Origin of the sequence: Enterococcus sp. DIV0170 (assembly GCF_051710765.1) — a bacterium.
In the GTDB taxonomy this organism is placed as follows: Bacteria; Bacillota; Bacilli; order Lactobacillales; family Enterococcaceae; genus Enterococcus_A; species Enterococcus_A raffinosus.
On record NZ_JBIOLG010000001.1, the window covers coordinates 2,481,086 to 2,499,604 of the forward strand.

Sequence of the window (18,519 nt, forward strand, 5' to 3'; positions counted from 1 at the left end):
ATGTGAAACGACCTTCAATAACCTTACAATTTTTTCACTTTTTAGGAAAAATTATTTTCAGTTATTTTATTTTTCATAGAAGCTTGTCCTTATCAGCTTTCTTTTATCTTTCAGTAAACAAACACACTATATATGGTGTGTTTTTCTTTTTTGGCAAAAAAATAATACTATATATCGTTGCAACGGCATCAAAAATACTATATGATTGATAATGAACTTTAAAGGAAATGGAGTTGTTTATAATGATGGAAATCCACACAAAAGATTCGTTGCTCAACGAATATCAACCGTCGCTAAAAAATATAAAGGTCGTAAAACGTGATGGTCGTCACACAGCATTTGATGACCAAAAAATTTACGATGCCTTAATCAAAGCTGAAACTAAAATCAAAGGATCTGTCGACCCATTGGCTCATGAACGCATTCAGTCAATTGTTGAACGAGTAGATGCTGAAATTTCTGAACGTTTTACTAGCGATATCAAAATTTATGAAATCCAGAACATTGTGGAGCATACATTATTAGAACACAACGAGTATGAATTAGCAGAGGAATATATCAACTATCGTACACGCCGTGACTTCCAACGCAGCAAGGCGACCGATATCAACTTTACAATCGGAAAACTGATCAATAAGGATCAAACGGTGGTCAATGAAAATGCGAATAAAGATAGTGATGTTTTTAACACACAACGCGATTTAACTGCTGGGATTGTTGGCAAATCCATCGGGTTAAAAATGCTGCCGCCTCATGTAGCAAATGCTCATCAAAAAGGCGACATTCATTATCATGATTTAGACTACCATCCATACACACCGATGACGAACTGCTGTTTGATTGACTTCAAAGGCATGTTGAATAACGGCTTCAAAATCGGGAATGCGGAAGTAGAAAGTCCTAAATCCATTCAAACAGCTACCGCTCAAATTTCTCAAATCATCGCCAACGTGGCTTCAAGCCAATATGGCGGCTGTTCGGCGGACCGTACTGACGAGCTATTAGCTCCTTTTGCGCGCCTAAATTATGCTAAACACTTAAAAGATGCCGAGGAATGGATCGATGATCCAGAAAAACAAAAGGCTTTCGCCAAACAAAAAACACGTAAAGACATTTACGATGCGATGCAAAGTTTGGAATACGAGATCAATACCTTGTTCACTTCTAATGGACAAACCCCTTTCACTTCTTTAGGCTTCGGTCTTGGAACTGATTGGTTTGAACGTGAGATCCAAAAAGCGATCCTGCAGATCCGTATCGAAGGCCTAGGCAGTGAAAAACGGACAGCGATCTTCCCTAAATTGATCTTTACTTTACGTCGCGGGACAAACTTAGAACCAAATGATCCAAACTACGACATTAAAGAATTAGCGCTAGAATGTGCTACCAAACGGATGTATCCAGACATCTTGAACTACGATAAATTGATCGAATTAACTGGCAGCTTTAAGGTACCAATGGGTTGTCGCTCATTCCTACAAGGCTGGAAAAATGAACAAGGCGAAGAAGTTAACGCGGGACGGATGAATCTTGGTGTGGTGACCTTGAACTTACCAAGAATCGCTTTAGAATCTGGCGGCAACAAAGAAAAATTCTGGTCGTTACTGGAAGAACGTCTGCAAATTGCCAAAGATGCGTTAGTTTTCCGAATCGATCGCTGTAAAGAAGCGACCCCGGCAAACGCACCGATCCTTTATCAATATGGCGCTTTCGGCAAACGGTTGAAACGCACAGATGCCGTAAATGAATTATTCAAAAATAAACGGGCAACGATTTCGCTAGGTTATATTGGCCTTTACGAAGTTGCCAGCGTCTTTTACGGCGGCGAATGGGAAGACAATCCAGAAGCGAAAGACTTCACCATCGACATCATGAAAGACCTGAAAGAGCACGCAGATGCTTGGGGCAACGAATACGGCTATCACTTCAGCGTATATTCAACACCTAGCGAGAGCTTAACCGACCGCTTCTGCCGTTTAGACACAGAACGTTTCGGTATTGTGGAGAACATTACAGATAAGGATTACTATACCAATAGTTTCCATTATGATGTTCGTAAAAATCCAACACCATTTGAAAAATTGGACTTTGAAAAGGATTATCCTAAATATTGTTCAGGCGGCTTCATTCACTACTGTGAATACCCTGTTCTGCAGCAAAATCCAAAATCATTGGAAGCTGTTTGGGATTATGGCTATGACCGCATCGCTTATCTAGGAACCAATACACCGATCGATCACTGCTACGAATGTGGCTTCGAAGGCGACTTCAAACCAACGAAACGTGGATTTGAATGCCCACAATGCGGCAATCATGATCCAAAATCATGTGATGTAGTCAAACGAACTTGCGGTTACTTAGGCAACCCACAAGCACGTCCAATGGTACATGGACGTCACGAAGAAATCGCTTCTCGTGTAAAACACATGTAATAAAAGAACCAATGAACAGAACTATTTATGACAGGGACGGCGCTCTTTGCCGCTCCCTGTTTTACTTGAAAGGTGAAAAATATGCGTAATCCTAAACCAAAAGAGTGGTTGGCCAGCGAATTAAGTCAACAATACATCGCCGATTACAAGCCCTTCAACTTTGTTGATGGTGAAGGCGTCCGCAACAGTCTTTATGTTAGTGGCTGTCCCTTTGCTTGCGAAGGCTGCTTTAATGCTGCCTCCCAAAATTTTCACTACGGAAAACCCTTCACACAAGAAATAGAAGATCAGCTGATTGCCGACACTGCTCATGATTATGTTCAAGGAGTGACCTTTTTAGGCGGGGAGCCCTTCCTAAATACACAGGTCTGTTTAAAAGTGATTGATCGTCTACGCAGTGAATTTGGTGATACAAAGGATATTTGGTCCTGGAGTGGGTATACTTTTGAAGAACTGCTGCTGGACAGCGAAGACAAGCTTGAAATGTTGAGTAAGATCGATATTCTTGTTGATGGTCGCTTTGAGCTTTCAAAGAAAAACTTGATGCTGCAATTCCGCGGCAGCTCAAATCAGCGCATCATTGATGTTAAAAAATCATTGGCAAAAGGCGAAGTGGTCATCTGGGAAAAGCTTCATGATTCAGAAAAAGCCTTTGAACAAATCAAAAAGAGCGATCTAATTTGATCGCTCTTCCCATAATGGTAACACAATATTTTCATAGGCGACGGGATCTAGATTGGTCAGGGTAATACCGACTAATCGGATCCCTTTTTCTACACCGCCGATTTCCTCCCAAATCAAGCTTGCTTGAGAAAATAATTCCTCTTTCTTTTCTATGTAATAAGGCAAAGTAACCCGGCGCGTCACCGTCGTGTAATCCGCATAACGAATCTTAACGACGACCGTCTTCCCATGACGCTGGACTCGTTTTAGCGATCCTTCCACCTTCTCTGCCAGCTGTCTTAATTGACTTAATACTTCATCCTCTGTTGATAAAGGACGGCCATAGGTATGCTCCTTGCCAACAGATTTTCGCTCACGAGTGATGCTCACTGGCGAATCATGGATGCCTCGCACTTTTCGATATAAAGAATAGCCCATTTTCCCGAATTCTTGGATCAAAAACATTTCACTCTTCTCGTACAAATCCGCGCCCGTAAAAATACCAAGCTCATTCATTTTAGGAACCGTTTTCTTTCCTACCCCATGAAACTTTTCAATCGGCAAACGTTTCAGAAAAACCACGGCCTCTTCTGGTGATATCACCGTCATTCCCTTCGGCTTTTGATAATCAGAAGCTAGCTTGGCCAAAAATTTATTGTAGCTGACGCCAGCAGAACAGGTCAGCTGCAGCTCTTGCCAAATATCCTGCTGAATCATGCGGGCAATTTTGATGGCAGAACGCGCATCAATCTTATTTTCTGTCACATCAAGATAGGCTTCATCTATCGAAACAGGTTCGATAATATCCGTATAGCGATGAAAAATTTCTCGTACCTGCTTTGAGACCGCACTGTACTTTGCGTGATCCCCCGGCTTAAAAATCGCCTGTGGACATAATTCATACGCTTTTTGCGCACTCATGGCCGAATGAATACCATAGACCCGCGCCTTGTAATTCGCTGTCGTCACCACACCTTTTCCACCGGTATCGGAAGGATGGCGGGCAATCACCAACGGATGCTTCGCCAATTCAGGATCATCCCGTTCCTCCACGGAGGCAAAAAAGGCATCCATATCAATATGAATTATTTTCCTTGATGTATCATTTTTTAATGGAAACACTAGCTCAGCCAACCGATTCCCCTCCCTTCAGCGAATCATTCTAGTTCTATTATAAACGAACGTTTGTTCACAGACAATTAATCCTGCGGAAAGTAAGAGGAATTTAAGCAGAGGTTTAATTTATAATGAATAATTTTCGTACACATCCGATTTTTCTAATCACGCAAGTAAGAAGTAGGTCTGGCAGCTAGCTCCTTTAAAGGCATTCATTTTTCTTGGGAAAAATGAGTTCTATCTTCACTGCGCATACGATTCCACTAATCGTACTAAAAGTACGAAGTGGAACTCGCAGCTACCTCAATTATATGGATGAATTTTTTCTGAAGTAAAAAATTCTTCGCATTTTCGTACGCATACCATTTTACGAATCTGCTAAAGCAGGAAGTAAAACTGGCAAAAAAAAATAGACAGTGGCGACTGTCTATCGTTCGATCAGATTTACTTTGCGAATCATCAGCTTGTCGGCAGAACCCCGTTGGAATTCTTGTGGCTCGCCAAAAATTTCAGCATAGATAACTTTGTTGTGTTCCCGACGACGTAGTTGGTAGATAATTTTTCCTGTATCTTCCAGCTCCTTCATCATTTCTGTTACCCCGCCAAAACCGGTTTTCTTGGTGATAAAGCCGGTCGCTACCATGCGTTCATCTAAGTAACGAGCAGAGATCACTGAGCCCTTAGCCAACGTTGTTCGTAAGGCTGTTGCTAGCTCTTCTAATTCCTCTGGAACAGGAAGCTCTCGCTCTACTGGTTGATATAAAGTATCACGCAAAGTATTCAATTCTTCCACTAATGCTTCATACTGCTCTTTGGTCAGCATCACACCAGCAATTTTTTCGCGATTAAAAATGTAAACACCCGTCTCTGCTTTACGAGCCTGAGCAAAAACGTCCATTGGTGATTTTTTTACTTCTGTAATCGAAGATGTCGGAACATCTAGTTTTCGTAACCCCATTCTGCTCTCCTCCAATTAAATAGTTTCTCAAAAGAAAGAACTAAATTATTTTCATCTGTATACCTGTTGATCACACGTAAAAAAATAGTACAAACGTGTGAAATAGAACGGCATCTTCAACATAGTCTTCATCATTATAGCATAACCTTTCTTGAAGAAAAATCTTCATCTAACATTCCCTAATCAGAGAGTAAAAAAGGCTGAAACTTTTCTTGAATCAGTAGCGACGATTCTAGGTTAGGCGCTGTTGTCAAGGCCGTATAATGACTCACAAAAAGAATGTTCTTTACCGCCAAAGCCAACTCGTCTACACGACAATTGTTCAGTAAAGGGAGTTGCCTCTTCAATTCTTTACTAAGATGATAATAATTCTCTGAAACAACGCTTTTCTGCCACTTTAAATTGAAAACCGTTAGCGGCAGCCCCTGATGAATTCCAAAAAATAGATCGAACAGCTTCACATAGAAGGTGTTCTCTAATACTTCGTTTTTCCAGTTTATTACTTCCCCGATAATTTTACCAGCCTGTTTGACCTCATGATATAAATTTGTCTGATAACTTTTATGACAGTGATAAAAATCAACAAATATTTGAAAGTGATACCGCATATAATCAAAATAAAAATACGGAGCAAACTTGGATTGCAATTCAAATTTCTCGATAAAGGCTTGGAGACTCTTATCATCTGGAAACAGTTCTTTACTTATAGGGATCATAGGACTCCTCTGATGATATTGCTCCATTTGCTGAAAGATCTCCGCTTCCTCAAAATAATAAAAGTCTCGTAAATAGCGGAGCTGCAATAAGAAGATCAGTCCGCTTTCTCCTAATAAGCCTCCTATTTTGCAATCGGCGGAAAGATTTAAATAGATTAATTGTCGATTGAGTTCTTTCAATTTAGAATAATTAACCGTTTCAGAGCCTTGACCCCAAAGAAACTGTCGAAAAAGTTGAAACCGTGGATCTGTCATCAGCAACATTCGATACAGCTCGGAATAGCTTTTTTTATTTTGATAGTTTAGGTGCCACTCTCGCTCTTTTATTACATAGCCCTTTTGCTGAAGATCCTTAAGATAGCGCAGTATAGTTCTTCGACTGACCTTTACCTGCTTGGCCATTTCTGTCACTGTGTACATTTCTTCTTTTACTAATCCGATCAATTCCAATTGTCGCTGACATTTTTTTCTCGCTATAAATTGCCAAATCATCCTTCTCGCCCTCTTTTCTATGCATATAATTCCCCTAATTAAAAAATAGCACAAAACGAACGAAAGTTTTTTCTCAACTTTTTTCAAAAAAAAATAGCGTCTGAATAATCAGACGCTTAAAGTCATCGCATTAATAGCTACGATAATCGTACTTAAGGACATAAGAATCGCACCGACCGCTGGACTTAACAGAATTCCTATTGGAGCCAAAACACCTGCTGCAAGTGGAATGGCTAGGATATTATAGCCGGCTCCCCACCATAGATTTTGAATCATTTTTCGATGTGTATTTTTAGCCAAACGTACAAATTTCAAAATATCCGATAGGTTACTATTGGTTAAAACGACATCCGCAGAATCAATCGCAATATCTGTTCCTGCTCCGATAGCCATCCCGATAGACGCTCTGGCTAAAGCTGGTGCGTCATTGATTCCATCGCCTACCATCATTACCTTTTTGCTCTTATCGGTGTAGCTCTTGATAATTTTTTCTTTATCATCCGGCAATAATTCGCTGTAAAACTCTTTGATGCCCAAATACTCAGCCACCGCTTTCGCTGCAGCTTTGTTATCTCCTGTCAGCATTACAGGTTCAATGTCAGCCTCACGCAAGCGCGTTATGAAATCTTGCGCTTGATCTTTTAGCGTATCTCCCATTGCAAAGAAGGCGATCAATTGATCATCTACTAATAGGAAGGAAATCGTATTTCCTTGTGCTTGATAATTCTTCAGCTTTTCTTGATCAACGCTTAGTTTCCGCTTTTCTACTTCCTTCTGGTTGGCCAAAATCACTTGATGTCCTTCAACCAAGCCGCTTACGCCGATCCCTTTTAAAGTCGACACATCCTGTGCTTGATAAGGTTCGATCTTTTCAGACTTCAAGTAGTTCATGACACCCACCGCTAACGGATGATTGGTTTGACTTTCCAAAGCACCAATGTATTTTAGGACTTCTTCTTTATCTATATCAGTCAGCACTTCCACACCAGTTACTGTGAATTTTCCTTCTGTCAGTGTTCCCGTCTTATCAAGGAAGACATAATCCAATTGATTTCCTTGCTCTAAGGCCTGACGACTTTTCAGCAATAGCCCATTTTTTGCAGCCAAAGAAGTCGAGCGTGCAATAACTAAAGGAATCGCCAACCCTAAAGCATGAGGACAAGCAATAACGAAGACTGTCACCATTCGATCCAAGGCTTCTGGCAGGTCTGCTACGATCAGCCAAGCAATAAATGTTAATATCCCCGCAGCTAAGGCAACATAAAACAGCCATTTTGCCACTTTATCAGAAATAGATTCTAGTTTTGATTTTTCTTGCTGAGCTTCCTTCACCATCGTCATAACTTTGGCCAAGTAGCCGTCTTCACCGGTTCCTGTTACTTTTACTTGAATGGTTCCGTCACCATTGACTGAACCGCCAATAACTTTATCGCCGACGTTTTTTTGAACACCTTTTGATTCCCCAGTCACTGCTGACTCATCGACGATCGTGGAGCCGTCCATGATTTCTCCATCCGTTGGCATCTTATCTCCAGCGCGAACCAATAAAAGGTCGCCAGAATGAATGTCCTGCAGCTTCACTTTTTTCGTCGAACCATCTGCTTCGAGCTTATTGACCTCATCTGGCAGCAATTCTGCTAATTTCTTCAAGGCATTGCTGGCATTCGATACTGCACTCATTTCCACCCAATGCCCTAATAGCATAATGACAATCAAAGTAGCTAATTCCCAGAAAAAGTCCATTACATGCTCATGAGGGTTTATCTTATTGACAATAAAAGAGTACAAGCTATAAATATAAGCTACGGATATCCCCATCGCGATCAAGGTCATCATAGCAGGACTCTTCATTTTTAATTCCATTTTGGCACCGCTCAAAAAAGGCTGACCGCCATAAATAAAAAGAATCGTGGCTAAAACCAATACGACCCATTCAGATCCCGGAAAGGTAAATTGGAATGGCAGCTGCATCCCCATCATAGGAGATAGCACGATGATGGGGATAGATAAAACAAGCGAGAGCCAAAACTTCTGTTTGAAATTCCCCATATGCATCGAATGATCCATTCCTCCATGATCCATATCCTGATGATCATGTCCGCCCATTCCATGATTCATATTGTGATGATCGTGGTCATCCATCCCATGATCCATCTCGTGATGTTCATGCATTGAATGATCCATTCCCATTGATTCATTCATTTGTTTTTGTTCTCCCTGTTTCATCAGAAATCACTCCTACAATTTTTTCTGATTTAAACTAAGCGAGTTTAGCAGTACACTAACCGAACTAAAGGCCATGGCACCACCAGCGATGATCGGATTCAAGAAGCCTAACGCCGCAAAAGGAATGCCGATCACATTGTATAAAAACGCCCAGAATAAATTTTGTTTGATTTTTCTTAGTGTTAACTTGGATAAACGAATACTTTTTTCAACCGATAGAAGATCGCTGTTCATTAAGGTAATGTCCGCTGTCTCCATGGCGATATCCGTTCCGCTGCCCATCGCAATCCCGATATCTGCCAAAGCTAGTGCAGGAGCATCATTGATCCCATCTCCTACCATACCTACCGATTCGTTCTTCCCTTGGAGCTCTTTTACAACCTGTGCTTTGTCTTCAGGTAAAACCTCAGCGACAATATCAGACTCTTGAAGTCCAACCTGGGCTCCAATAAAACGAGCTGTCTGAGGATTATCCCCCGTCAGCATTTTTACATTGATTCCAAGCTGATGCAGCGCGTCAATCGCAGCTTTAGAAGAATGTTTGACTTGATCCGTTACTGAAATCAGCGCCAGAACACGTTCCTGATCGGTTAAAAACATGACTGTTTTTCCTTCCTCTTCTAACGCTAGCACACGTTCTTTTGAAAATGAAATATTTCGCTCCTTCAATCCCCGTTTTGACCCGACAAAATAAGAAGTTCCATTGATTGTTCCAGTCACTCCCTGTCCTGTCAAACTCTCAAAATTTTCAACTGGCAAAAGCTCTGTCTGCTCTTTCCCATACTGATAGATTGCTTTGGCTAAAGGATGTTCAGAGTATTGCTCCAAACTCGTTAAGTAAGCCAAGGCCTGCGGATCAGAAGAGTCAAAATCTGCCACCACGGGTTTTCCCTCAGTAATTGTTCCTGTCTTATCTAAGACAATCGTTGTCAAATGAGCAATTTTCTCCAAGGCACCGCCGCCTTTGATTAAAATACCGGATTTTGCCCCTAAGCCGGTCCCAACCATGATCGCTGTCGGTGTTGCCAGACCTAATGCGCAGGGACAAGCGATTACTAGAACAGAAACACTGTGTACGATCGCTTGTTGCCAATCGCCGGTAAATAAACCCGTAGCGAGCAATGTAAGTAAAGCAATTCCTAAAACTGTTGGGACAAATACCTTTGAAATTTTATCTGCGATTTGTTGGATTGGTGCTTTTTCTCCTTGCGCATCTTCCACCATCCGAATGATTCGTGAAAGGACCGTCATACTACCGACTTGAGTAGCATTAAACTGGATACTGCCTGTCGTGTTAACTGTTCCGCCAAACACCTGATCGTCAATTTGCTTATCCACCGGTAAGCTTTCACCAGTCAGCATACTTTCATCAATTGTCGTTTGACCAGCAACTATTTTTCCATCTACTGGAATCTGTTCCCCCGGCCGTACCCGCAGCAGATCACCTGCCTGCACTGTCTCGATCGGTACCTCTTTTTCTTCGCCGTCAACGATGATCGTTGCCGTCTTCGCCTGTAAACTCATGAGCTGTTTAATCGCATCGCTTGTTTTTGTTTTGGCTTTTTGTTCTAAATACTTTCCTAGCAAAATCAAAGTAATGATCATACCGCTGCTTTCAAAGTATAGATCGGAATTGTAAGGATTAAAGAAACCATTATATACACTCAATGCAAAGGCCGCCGATGTTCCCATCGCTACCAAAACATCCATATTCGGAGCTTTAGTTTTCAAAGCATGATACGCGCCGCGATAAAAACGCATGCCGACACCAAATTGAACGGGTGTTACTAAGATCAACTGAACCCAAGGCAGATGAAGAAAATGAACCCAGCCCGCATGACTTCCTAGCAGCATCGCGATCATAGCGATCATCAGCGGTGCAACTAAAACGGCACTTAGAATCAGATCCCGTTTCATTTTTTTTAAATGCGCTGCTTTTTCCTGCTCAATTTTTTGTTTATGGGCATCGTCAAAAAGAATCGCGCCATAACCAATTGCTTCGACACGTTGAATTAAGTTTTCTGCCGTCAATGTCTCATCAAATTGAACGGTGGCCTTTTCCGTAGCCAAATTGACATTCGCTTCTAATACACCTTCTGTCGCCTTCAATTCCTTTTCTACTCGAGCAGAACAGTTGGCACAAGTCATACCTGTGATCGCGAATGTTTCTACTGTTGCCTCTGCCAATTAGATCACCTCAGTTTCATACCCTGCTTCGGTCACTGCCGCAGCGATTTGATCTGCTGAAACCTGTGCTTCGTCAAATTTTACAACCCCTTGATTTTTCTTTAGGTTGATTTTTACTTTGTCGATCCCATCCAATTGATTGATCGCCTTTTCCACGTTCGCTACGCAGTGATTACAGCTCATTCCGTTGATTGCAAATTGTTTTTTCATGTTTGTTTCTCTCCTTATAATTGTTTTTTATTTATGATGATTGCATTCGCATTGTCCGGGAATACAATTACAGTCAATTTTGTCAACTGTCTTCTTATTTACTAACTGCTCCTTGATTAGCGCAACATCTGCATCTGTCAATTCTGCCTCGGCTACAAGCTCAGCAATGGTTTCCCCGATTCTCTTTGCACAGATATGAGAAAACAAATTTTCTGTCGCACTTTTAACTGTCTCGCCTTCACTAATTGCAGGATAATAAATATATTTTTTTCCTGACTGTTCCGTTCGCACAGCTTCCTTTTTTACTAGGCGACCTAACAAAGTCTTGATTGTCGCAGGCTTCCAGTCCATCGTTTGCCCAAGAATAGCAATAATTTCCTGTGCTGTAGTAGATCCCTGGGTCCAAATCACCCGCATGACTTCCCATTCCGAATCACTAATCTTGATTGGTGTAACCGTCATAGTCATAAGTATCACTCCTTTCGTTTACATTTGTAATCCACACTTTTAGTTTACAATTGTAATCGTTCGCCGTCAACCAATAAGACAGCTTTTTTTCGATTATTTTTTATGGAGCACAAAAAAAAGCTTTGCAGCAACGATTGCCACAAAGCCTTTGTATTAATTATTTGATTCTCAAACAACGCATTGCATTCAAAACAGCGATCACGGTTACACCGACATCTGCAAAAACAGCGGCATACATAGTAGCAAACCCTAATGCACCTAGAATCAGGACGAGAATCTTCACACCGATCGCAAAGACAATGTTTTGTTTAACGATTCCCATTGTTTTACGCGCGATACGAATCGCAGTAGGAATTTTCGCCGGCTGATCGTCCATAATAACCACATCTGCCGCTTCAATCGCTGCATCGGAACCAAGTCCACCCATAGCGATCCCAATATCCGCCCGCGCAAGTACTGGTGCATCATTCATGCCATCACCGACAAAAGCCGTTTTTTGTTCACGTTTCAATTCATCTTCTAAATGAAGAACTTTATCTTCCGGTAACAACTCACTATAGACTTGATCGATACCGATTTTCTTGCCGATTGCCTCCGCAATTCCACGATTGTCCCCAGTCAGCATCACTGTCCGCTTCACACCAAGATTTTTTACTTCAGTCAAAGCAGTCGTCACATGTTCCTTCAATTCATCCGCTATGACTAAATGTCCAATGTATTCTTCATCCATTGCGACATAAACGATCGTTCCGATTTCATTAACCGCTTGGAAGGAAATATCATATTTCGCTAATAGCTTTTCATTTCCAACTAAGAAGTGATGTCCTTCAATCTCAACAGAAATACCAAAACCGGCAATTTCTTCCAGTTGGCTAACTGCTGCCAAAGGCTGATCCACATATTTTACGATTGACTGTGCGATAGGGTGGCTTGAACTTTGCTCCGCACTCGCGACATAGCGTAAGAAATCTTTTTGATCAATCGTTGTTTCAACTGTTTGGACTTCAAAGACACCTTTTGTTAAGGTTCCTGTTTTATCGAAAACCAACGTTTCTACATTGGCTAAGGTTTCAATATAATTACTTCCTTTGATCAAGACTCCAGCTTTACTTGCCCCTCCGATCCCACCAAAGAAACTTAATGGAACGGAGATAACCAATGCACAAGGACAAGAAATAACTAAGAAGGTTAGGGCACGATAAACCCAATCATAAAAAGGTTCGCCCGTAACAAGTGGTGGAACCACCGCCAACAAGACAGCCAATCCAACCACGATTGGTGTATAGTAGCGTGCGAAGCTGGTAATAAAATTCTCAGCCGGTGCTTTTTTACTGCTGGCATTTTCTACTAAATCTAAAATCTTGCTAACTGTCGATTCGCCAAAGGTGGTTGTGACTTCTACCGTCAATTGCCCACTTTGATTAATGAAGCCACTAAGAATCTGTTCATCAGGATGAATACTGCGGGGAACAGATTCTCCAGTTAAGGCTGACGTATCCAACATGGAGTTTCCTTCCTTCACAATCCCATCCAATGGAACCTTCTCCCCTGGCTTAATCAAAATACGATCACCAACTTTGACAGCTTCTGGGGAAACCTTTTTGATTTCGCCATTTTGAATTAAATTTGCTGAATCAGGACGAATCGCTAATAATGAAGTGATTGATTTTCTTGATTTCGCTACGGCATAATCCTGGAAAAACTCTCCTACTTGATAAAACAGCATCACCGCAACAGCCTCCGGATACTCACCAATCGCAATCGCTCCAACCGTTGCGATCGCCATCAAGAAGTTCTCATCAAAGATCTCTCCATGGAAAATATTCGTAATAGCAGTCTTCAAAACATCATATCCGATCCATAGATACAGAATCAGATAGGCAATAAGCTTCCAAGGCATTGGCGGTGTAAAGATCGTAAGTAAGGCTAAGGCAGCAATTGCTGCTACAATTTGAATGATCTTTCCCTTAGAGCTTTCTTCGGCTTTTTCCGTTTGTATACTGTTAACTTCAACATCAGGCTCTAATTTATTAACAATCTCTTTTGCCTCATCGCTAATTCGATCAATCTCTTTTTCTGGAGCGACGATCGTGAGCTTCGTACTCATAAAATCAACCTGTGCTTTCTCAACCCCAGTAATTTGTTGAACCGAACGTTCAATTTTTGCTGCGCAGTTTGCACAATCCAATCCATCTAATCGATATACTTTTTCCATGAGATACCCTTCTCTCTAATTACATATGAATGTTTCTTCATGTTTATTATATATGAATGATCACTCATGTGTCAAGTATAAAAAGAAAGCTTTTTCAAAAATAATTTAGCTTTAAAACCTTGATATAATAGACTTTATAAAATATTTTAACTTTTTATTCGAAAAAGCATTGACAAATAGACCCACGGTCGGTATTATAAAGGTACAAACAACGACCGACAGTCGGTTTAGAGAAAGGAGCTAGTAAATGCGTATCGTAAAGGAACATGATGAACGAAGAAATGAAATCATCGCAACTGCCGAAGAATTTTTCCTAACAAAAGGATTCAACAAAACTACAATCAATGATATTTTGAAACGAATTGGCATCGCTAAAGGAACCTTCTACCATTACTTCGTTTCTAAAGAGGAAGTGTTAGATGCCGTTATCGGACAAATCATTGACCAAGAAATCCTTCGAGCCAAAGAGATTCAAAAGTCCAAGGCTACAGCTTTACAGAAGCTGATCACTTTTCTTTCACAGAATAGTTCAGAAGATACTCGCAAAGAAGAGATCGTCGATAAGTTTCAAATGCCTGAAAACGCACTAATGAAACAACGAGCGCTTGAAGGAACGATCAATCAAGTTTGTCCATTCTTAGCAGAGATTATTGAAGAAGGAAAACAACAAGAAGAATTCCGAACCAGCCATCCATTAGAAAGCATTCAATTTCTAATTGCAGGAATTCAAACCATGTTTGACAACATTGAAAAATTAGCGCCTGAGACAATCCAAAGCCGAGTCAATGCTGCTACCGATCTGATCTATAAAGTCTTAGATATTAATCCAACCGTCCACCCTTATGATGAGACAATGACAGAATTACAAAAAATCTTTATCCCATAGCTCAACAAACACTGTTGAGTTTAACTATTAAACCAATTTAGACCGACAGTCGGTCAAGGAAAGAGGAACCTATCATGAATCACACACAAACAATCAAAACATTAGCTAGCCAAACAAACGAATCGATCCACACCGTTGAACGTATCACAAAAAGTTATGAAAACTATTGCGATAAAAACATCACCCGCTACTCTCGAAAACATTTAACCGACATGGTTGAATTTATCAGTAATGAAACCTTGATACCAGTCGAAACCTGTTCAAAAGTAATGACACAATTCTTTGAGCTAGTAAAAAAAGAAATCAAAGGTAAATTTTTCAAATAAACTATCCCACAATAAAACTATAAAAGGAGAACATTATCATGAAAAAACTAACTATTATTGCATTGACACTGATTACTCTTGGAGCTGCTTCTCAAATCGTTGAGAAGAATATTGACAAAGAAGAAGTGAAAACTGTGGTTACGACTAACCTCAAAGAGCATGACGAAACAGACAGTGACATTGATTTTGGACATGACCACGATGAAGAAAATACTTTCGCTGAAAAAATCGGATTTTAATTAGGAGGAGATTTAACATGAAAAAACTAACTATTATTGCATTGACTTTAATCACTCTTGGGGCTGCTTCTCAAATCGTTGAGAAGAATATTGACAAAGAAGAAGTGAAAACCGTGGTTACGACTAATTTGAAAGAGCAAGACGAAAAGAACGAAGAGCTCTATTTCCAACATGACAACGACGAGAAAGCATCTTTAATAGAAAAAATTGGGTTTTAAACAAAGAAAAAACGCCGAGACTCTTCTCAGCGTTTTTCTTTATCTTCTATTATGGGTAAATTCGGTTTAACAAACGAGGGAAAGGAATAGCTTCACGCACATGGTCAATACCAGCAATAAATGTTATTGTCCGTTCTAGCCCTAGACCAAAGCCAGAATGTGGTACCGTTCCATATTTACGTAAGTCTAAATACCATGAATATTCTTCTTCGTTTAGACCTGTTTCACGAATTTGTTCTAACAAGTAATCGTAATCCGTCGCACGTTCTGATCCGCCAATGATTTCTCCGTAACCTTCTGGCGCAATCAAATCCGCACAGATGACAACATCCTCACGAGTTGGATGTGGTTTCATGTAGAAGGGCTTGATTGCCTTTGGATAATTCAAAATGAAGACAGGACGATCGAACGAGTTTGCGATAAAGGTTTCATGTGGCGAACCAAAATCTTCTCCCCACTCGATATCATCAAAACCATTTTTCTTCAGCAACTCAATAGCATCATCGTAAGAAATTCGTGGATAAGGAAGTTTGGTGTAATTCTTTAAAATTTCTTTATCCCGACCCAAAACATCTAGTGCGTAGTCACAGTTATCCAGAACATTTTGTACTAAGTAGGCTACATACTGCTCTTGAACTTCTAGACTATCTTCTTGATGCATGAATGCCATTTCAGGCTCAATCATCCAAAATTCGATTAGATGACGACGCGTCTTCGATTTTTCTGCGCGGAAGGTTGGGCCAAATGAGAAAACTTTTCCTAACGCCATAGCCGCTGCTTCCATGTACAATTGGCCACTTTGAGATAAATAAGCTTTGTGATCAAAATAATTCGTCTCAAACAAGTCACTAGTTCCTTCAGGAGCAGAACCTGTTAAAATTGGCGGATCAACTTTTACAAACCCATTATTGTTGAAGAATTCGTATGTCGCACGGATCACTTCGTTACGAATTAGCATGATGGCATGTTGTTGTGATGAACGCAACCAAAGATGACGATGGTCCATCAAGAAATCTACCCCATGTTCTTTAGGTGTGATTGGGTAATCATGACTTTCACCAATGACTTCGATTTCCTTTACCCCTAACTCATACCCAAATTTTGAACGAGTGTCTTCACGGATTTCTCCAGTAACGATGATGGATGTTTCTTGTGTCAATTCTTTGGCTAAATGAAAGACCTCTTCAGATACTTCACTTTTTACAACAACGGCTTGGAAATACGCTGTTCCATCACGTAATTGTAAGAAAGAGATTTTTCCGCTTGAACGTTTATTAGCGACCCAAGCGCCGATTTTTACTGTTTCGCCAACATGATTCTTGGCATCGATGATTTGAATTTGTTCCACAAATGTCTCTCCTAACATATTTATCCCGAAATGATGTTTTTACTTCTTACTATTTTCAATAAAGCGGCGAATCCGCACAACAGCTTCTTCTAAGTCCTCCATGCTAGCTGAATAACTCATTCGTACACTGTCTGATGATCCAAAACCTTCACCTGTGACTAAGGCAACCTGCTCTTGTTCTAGCAAATCATTGACCCAAGTCGTCACGTTGTCGTAACCACCCATCTCCATCGCTTCCTTGATGTTCGGAAACAGATAGAATGCACCTTGTGGTTTTTTTAGCTTAAATCCTGGTAAATCAGCTACCTTTGGATAGATCGTATTTAACCGTTCTTCAAACGCTTGACGCATTTTCTCAGCTGTCTCTTGTTCACCAATCAAAGCCTCTACTGCTGCCACTTGGCTAACGGCCGTTGGATTACTGGTAGCTTGTGACGCAATTGAAGTCATACCACCAATGATTTCTGCATTCCCAATCGCATAACCAATTCGCCAACCGGTCATAGAATAGGTTTTTGATACACCATTGATGATCACTGTATGATGGAATATCTCGTCAGATAAAGAAGCAATGTGCGGTGCTTCGTTCCCATTATAAACAAGATGATCATAAATATCATCTGCGACAATCAATAGCTCGTGACGGACTGCCCATTCTCCAATTTCACGCAATTCTTCCTCTGTATAAATCATTCCCGTAGGATTTGATGGTGAATTTAGAATAACCGCCTTCGTCTGCTCAGTGCGAGCATCTTCAAGCTGCTCAACCGTGATTTTATAGTCATTGTTTAGGTCTCCATTGACAAAGACTGGATTCCCTTGAGCCAATTTGACTTGCTCACCGTAACTCACCCAATAAGGTACTGGGATGATCACTTCATCTCCCGCGTCCAAAATCGTTTGGAACAGTGTATATAATGCAAATTTTGCACCGCTTGTCACGATAACGTTTTTGGGTTCAATCGTCAAATCATAATTTTTCTTAGTGAAATCAACGATCGCAGACTTCAACTCAGGTGTTCCGCCTGCAGCGGTATAAAAACTTACTTTTCCGCTTTTGATCCCGTCAATCGCGGCTTGTTCAATATTCTCCGGTGTTGTAAAATCCGGTTCTCCGACAGTCAAACTAATGACGTCTAATCCTTGGGCTTTCAATTCTTTGGCTTTAGCGGTCGCTGCTAATGTGACGGACGGTTCTAAGTTTGTTACACGCTGTGATAATTTCATAACTGATAACTCCCCTACCAAGATTTTTTAGATTTTTTAGATTTTTTTGATGGCTTTGATCGTCTTGCCGTCATTGAAGGCCAGCAAGTAATAATGAATCGCGCCTTGATCGTCTTTTGCCGTGATTTCCCAAGCTGTTTGATCACGGTAAATGCCCAAATTGGCCTTTTCAAAAACCAAATCTGGGTAATCACTCTCAAAGCGTTTTTCCGCTTGTTGTTCCGTTAGCCCATCCTTTTGATTAAGGACGCGAATTTTTTCACCCGATTTTGGAACAATCACAATGATCGATTCGCCGGTGTTATTTTCACCGGTAACGGTAAAATAAGTCTTTTCGCGGTTAAACCAATAAAATTGATCCACCGTTTTTAAGTCGGCATATTTCTCTGCCATTTGAACAGCCTCTTTTTTGGCCTGGTGCATCGGACGATTTGAACGGATAAAAATCATGGTCGCTGCCACAATAATGATCAATAAAAAAGTCACGATTCCTAATAGCCAGCGATTGAGCTTCTGTTGTCCTGCACTATTCGTATCCAAAATCATACTCCTCTCAGACAAGCTACATTATACCAAAAGAAGGGCGTTCACT

Annotated in this window: 17 protein-coding genes; 6 read left to right on the top strand and 11 right to left on the bottom strand. The window is 40.8% G+C overall.

The window, feature by feature from the left end; translation table 11 throughout:
* Positions 1-242: 242 nt before the first annotated feature.
* Entirely contained in the window at positions 243-2,432 is a 2,190-nt protein-coding gene (gene nrdD / locus IGI50_RS11975) for an anaerobic ribonucleoside-triphosphate reductase (protein WP_010745655.1), read from the top strand.
* A gap of 81 nt (positions 2,433-2,513) precedes the next feature.
* Positions 2,514-3,116 carry an anaerobic ribonucleoside-triphosphate reductase activating protein gene (gene nrdG, locus IGI50_RS11980; protein WP_010745654.1) on the top strand — a complete coding sequence of 201 codons (603 nt, stop codon included), beginning with the start codon at positions 2,514-2,516 and terminating at the stop codon, positions 3,114-3,116.
* Here nrdG and dinB read toward each other — a convergent pair.
* From dinB to IGI50_RS12020, 8 genes are all read right to left on the bottom strand, one after another.
* A complete protein-coding gene (gene dinB, locus IGI50_RS11985) occupies positions 3,108-4,229 on the bottom strand; it encodes a DNA polymerase IV (RefSeq protein WP_010745653.1) in 1,122 nt (373 codons plus the stop codon). The genes nrdG and dinB overlap by 9 nt on opposite strands.
* Before the next feature lie 409 nt (positions 4,230-4,638).
* Entirely contained in the window at positions 4,639-5,169 is a 531-nt protein-coding gene (locus IGI50_RS11990) for a hypothetical protein (RefSeq protein WP_010745652.1), read from the bottom strand.
* 179 nt (positions 5,170-5,348) lie between these two features.
* Complete coding sequence (locus IGI50_RS11995) at positions 5,349-6,377, bottom strand: helix-turn-helix domain-containing protein (protein WP_438777067.1); 1,029 nt, start codon at positions 6,375-6,377, stop codon at positions 5,349-5,351.
* Positions 6,378-6,485: 108 nt separating this feature from the next.
* Positions 6,486-8,603, bottom strand: coding sequence for a heavy metal translocating P-type ATPase (locus tag IGI50_RS12000; RefSeq protein WP_438777068.1), 2,118 nt, complete (start codon positions 8,601-8,603; stop codon positions 6,486-6,488).
* A gap of 12 nt (positions 8,604-8,615) precedes the next feature.
* Positions 8,616-10,790 (bottom strand): heavy metal translocating P-type ATPase, encoded by a 2,175-nt coding sequence (locus tag IGI50_RS12005; RefSeq protein ID WP_438777069.1) that lies wholly within the window; start codon positions 10,788-10,790, stop codon positions 8,616-8,618.
* Positions 10,791-11,000 carry a copper chaperone CopZ gene (gene copZ, locus IGI50_RS12010; protein WP_010745648.1) on the bottom strand — a complete coding sequence of 70 codons (210 nt, stop codon included), beginning with the start codon at positions 10,998-11,000 and terminating at the stop codon, positions 10,791-10,793.
* Between the two features lie 27 nt (positions 11,001-11,027).
* On the bottom strand, positions 11,028-11,468 hold the full coding sequence (locus IGI50_RS12015; protein ID WP_438777070.1) for a CopY/TcrY family copper transport repressor: 441 nt from the start codon (positions 11,466-11,468) through the stop codon (positions 11,028-11,030).
* A gap of 157 nt (positions 11,469-11,625) precedes the next feature.
* Complete coding sequence (locus IGI50_RS12020) at positions 11,626-13,683, bottom strand: heavy metal translocating P-type ATPase (protein WP_438777071.1); 2,058 nt, start codon at positions 13,681-13,683, stop codon at positions 11,626-11,628.
* A gap of 247 nt (positions 13,684-13,930) precedes the next feature.
* Between IGI50_RS12020 and IGI50_RS12025 the strand changes: the two genes are divergently transcribed.
* From IGI50_RS12025 to IGI50_RS12040, 4 genes are all read left to right on the top strand, one after another.
* Positions 13,931-14,569, top strand: coding sequence for a TetR/AcrR family transcriptional regulator (locus IGI50_RS12025; RefSeq protein ID WP_010745645.1), 639 nt, complete (start codon positions 13,931-13,933; stop codon positions 14,567-14,569).
* A 74-nt stretch (positions 14,570-14,643) separates the two neighbouring features.
* The gene (locus tag IGI50_RS12030; RefSeq protein WP_010745644.1) at positions 14,644-14,895 is read left to right on the top strand and encodes a hypothetical protein; all 252 of its coding nucleotides are present in this window, start codon (positions 14,644-14,646) and stop codon (positions 14,893-14,895) included.
* Between the two features lie 38 nt (positions 14,896-14,933).
* A complete protein-coding gene (locus IGI50_RS12035; RefSeq protein ID WP_060789083.1) occupies positions 14,934-15,134 on the top strand; it encodes a hypothetical protein in 201 nt (66 codons plus the stop codon).
* A gap of 17 nt (positions 15,135-15,151) precedes the next feature.
* Positions 15,152-15,352, top strand: coding sequence for a hypothetical protein (locus IGI50_RS12040; RefSeq protein WP_010745643.1), 201 nt, complete (start codon positions 15,152-15,154; stop codon positions 15,350-15,352).
* A gap of 49 nt (positions 15,353-15,401) precedes the next feature.
* Here IGI50_RS12040 and asnS read toward each other — a convergent pair whose 3' ends face one another.
* Genes asnS through IGI50_RS12055 form a run of 3 tightly spaced genes read right to left on the bottom strand, consistent with a single transcriptional unit; the run spans position 15,402 to position 18,467 of the window.
* Positions 15,402-16,700, bottom strand: coding sequence for an asparagine--tRNA ligase (gene asnS / locus IGI50_RS12045; RefSeq protein ID WP_028021247.1), 1,299 nt, complete (start codon positions 16,698-16,700; stop codon positions 15,402-15,404).
* A gap of 39 nt (positions 16,701-16,739) precedes the next feature.
* Positions 16,740-17,927, bottom strand: coding sequence for a pyridoxal phosphate-dependent aminotransferase (locus IGI50_RS12050; protein ID WP_010745641.1), 1,188 nt, complete (start codon positions 17,925-17,927; stop codon positions 16,740-16,742).
* A gap of 36 nt (positions 17,928-17,963) precedes the next feature.
* Positions 17,964-18,467, bottom strand: coding sequence for a cell wall elongation regulator TseB-like domain-containing protein (locus tag IGI50_RS12055; RefSeq protein ID WP_060789087.1), 504 nt, complete (start codon positions 18,465-18,467; stop codon positions 17,964-17,966).
* Between the last annotated feature and the right edge of the window lie 52 nt (positions 18,468-18,519).

What these genes read in the sequence shown, in the direction of transcription:
- nrdD (WP_010745655.1), top strand. Translation starts at nt 243, where the DNA reads ATGATGGAAATCCACACAAAAGATTCGTTGCTCAACGAATATCAACCG.
- nrdG (WP_010745654.1), top strand. Translation starts at nt 2,514, where the DNA reads ATGCGTAATCCTAAACCAAAAGAGTGGTTGGCCAGCGAATTAAGTCAA.
- IGI50_RS11990 (WP_010745652.1), bottom strand. Translation starts at nt 5,169, where the DNA reads ATGGGGTTACGAAAACTAGATGTTCCGACATCTTCGATTACAGAAGTA.
- IGI50_RS11995 (WP_438777067.1), bottom strand. Translation starts at nt 6,377, where the DNA reads ATGATTTGGCAATTTATAGCGAGAAAAAAATGTCAGCGACAATTGGAA.
- IGI50_RS12000 (WP_438777068.1), bottom strand. Translation starts at nt 8,603, where the DNA reads ATGAAACAGGGAGAACAAAAACAAATGAATGAATCAATGGGAATGGAT.
- copZ (WP_010745648.1), bottom strand. Translation starts at nt 11,000, where the DNA reads ATGAAAAAACAATTTGCAATCAACGGAATGAGCTGTAATCACTGCGTA.
- IGI50_RS12015 (WP_438777070.1), bottom strand. Translation starts at nt 11,468, where the DNA reads ATGACTATGACGGTTACACCAATCAAGATTAGTGATTCGGAATGGGAA.
- IGI50_RS12020 (WP_438777071.1), bottom strand. Translation starts at nt 13,683, where the DNA reads ATGGAAAAAGTATATCGATTAGATGGATTGGATTGTGCAAACTGCGCA.
- IGI50_RS12025 (WP_010745645.1), top strand. Translation starts at nt 13,931, where the DNA reads ATGCGTATCGTAAAGGAACATGATGAACGAAGAAATGAAATCATCGCA.
- IGI50_RS12030 (WP_010745644.1), top strand. Translation starts at nt 14,644, where the DNA reads ATGAATCACACACAAACAATCAAAACATTAGCTAGCCAAACAAACGAA.
- IGI50_RS12035 (WP_060789083.1), top strand. Translation starts at nt 14,934, where the DNA reads ATGAAAAAACTAACTATTATTGCATTGACACTGATTACTCTTGGAGCT.
- IGI50_RS12040 (WP_010745643.1), top strand. Translation starts at nt 15,152, where the DNA reads ATGAAAAAACTAACTATTATTGCATTGACTTTAATCACTCTTGGGGCT.
- IGI50_RS12050 (WP_010745641.1), bottom strand. Translation starts at nt 17,927, where the DNA reads ATGAAATTATCACAGCGTGTAACAAACTTAGAACCGTCCGTCACATTA.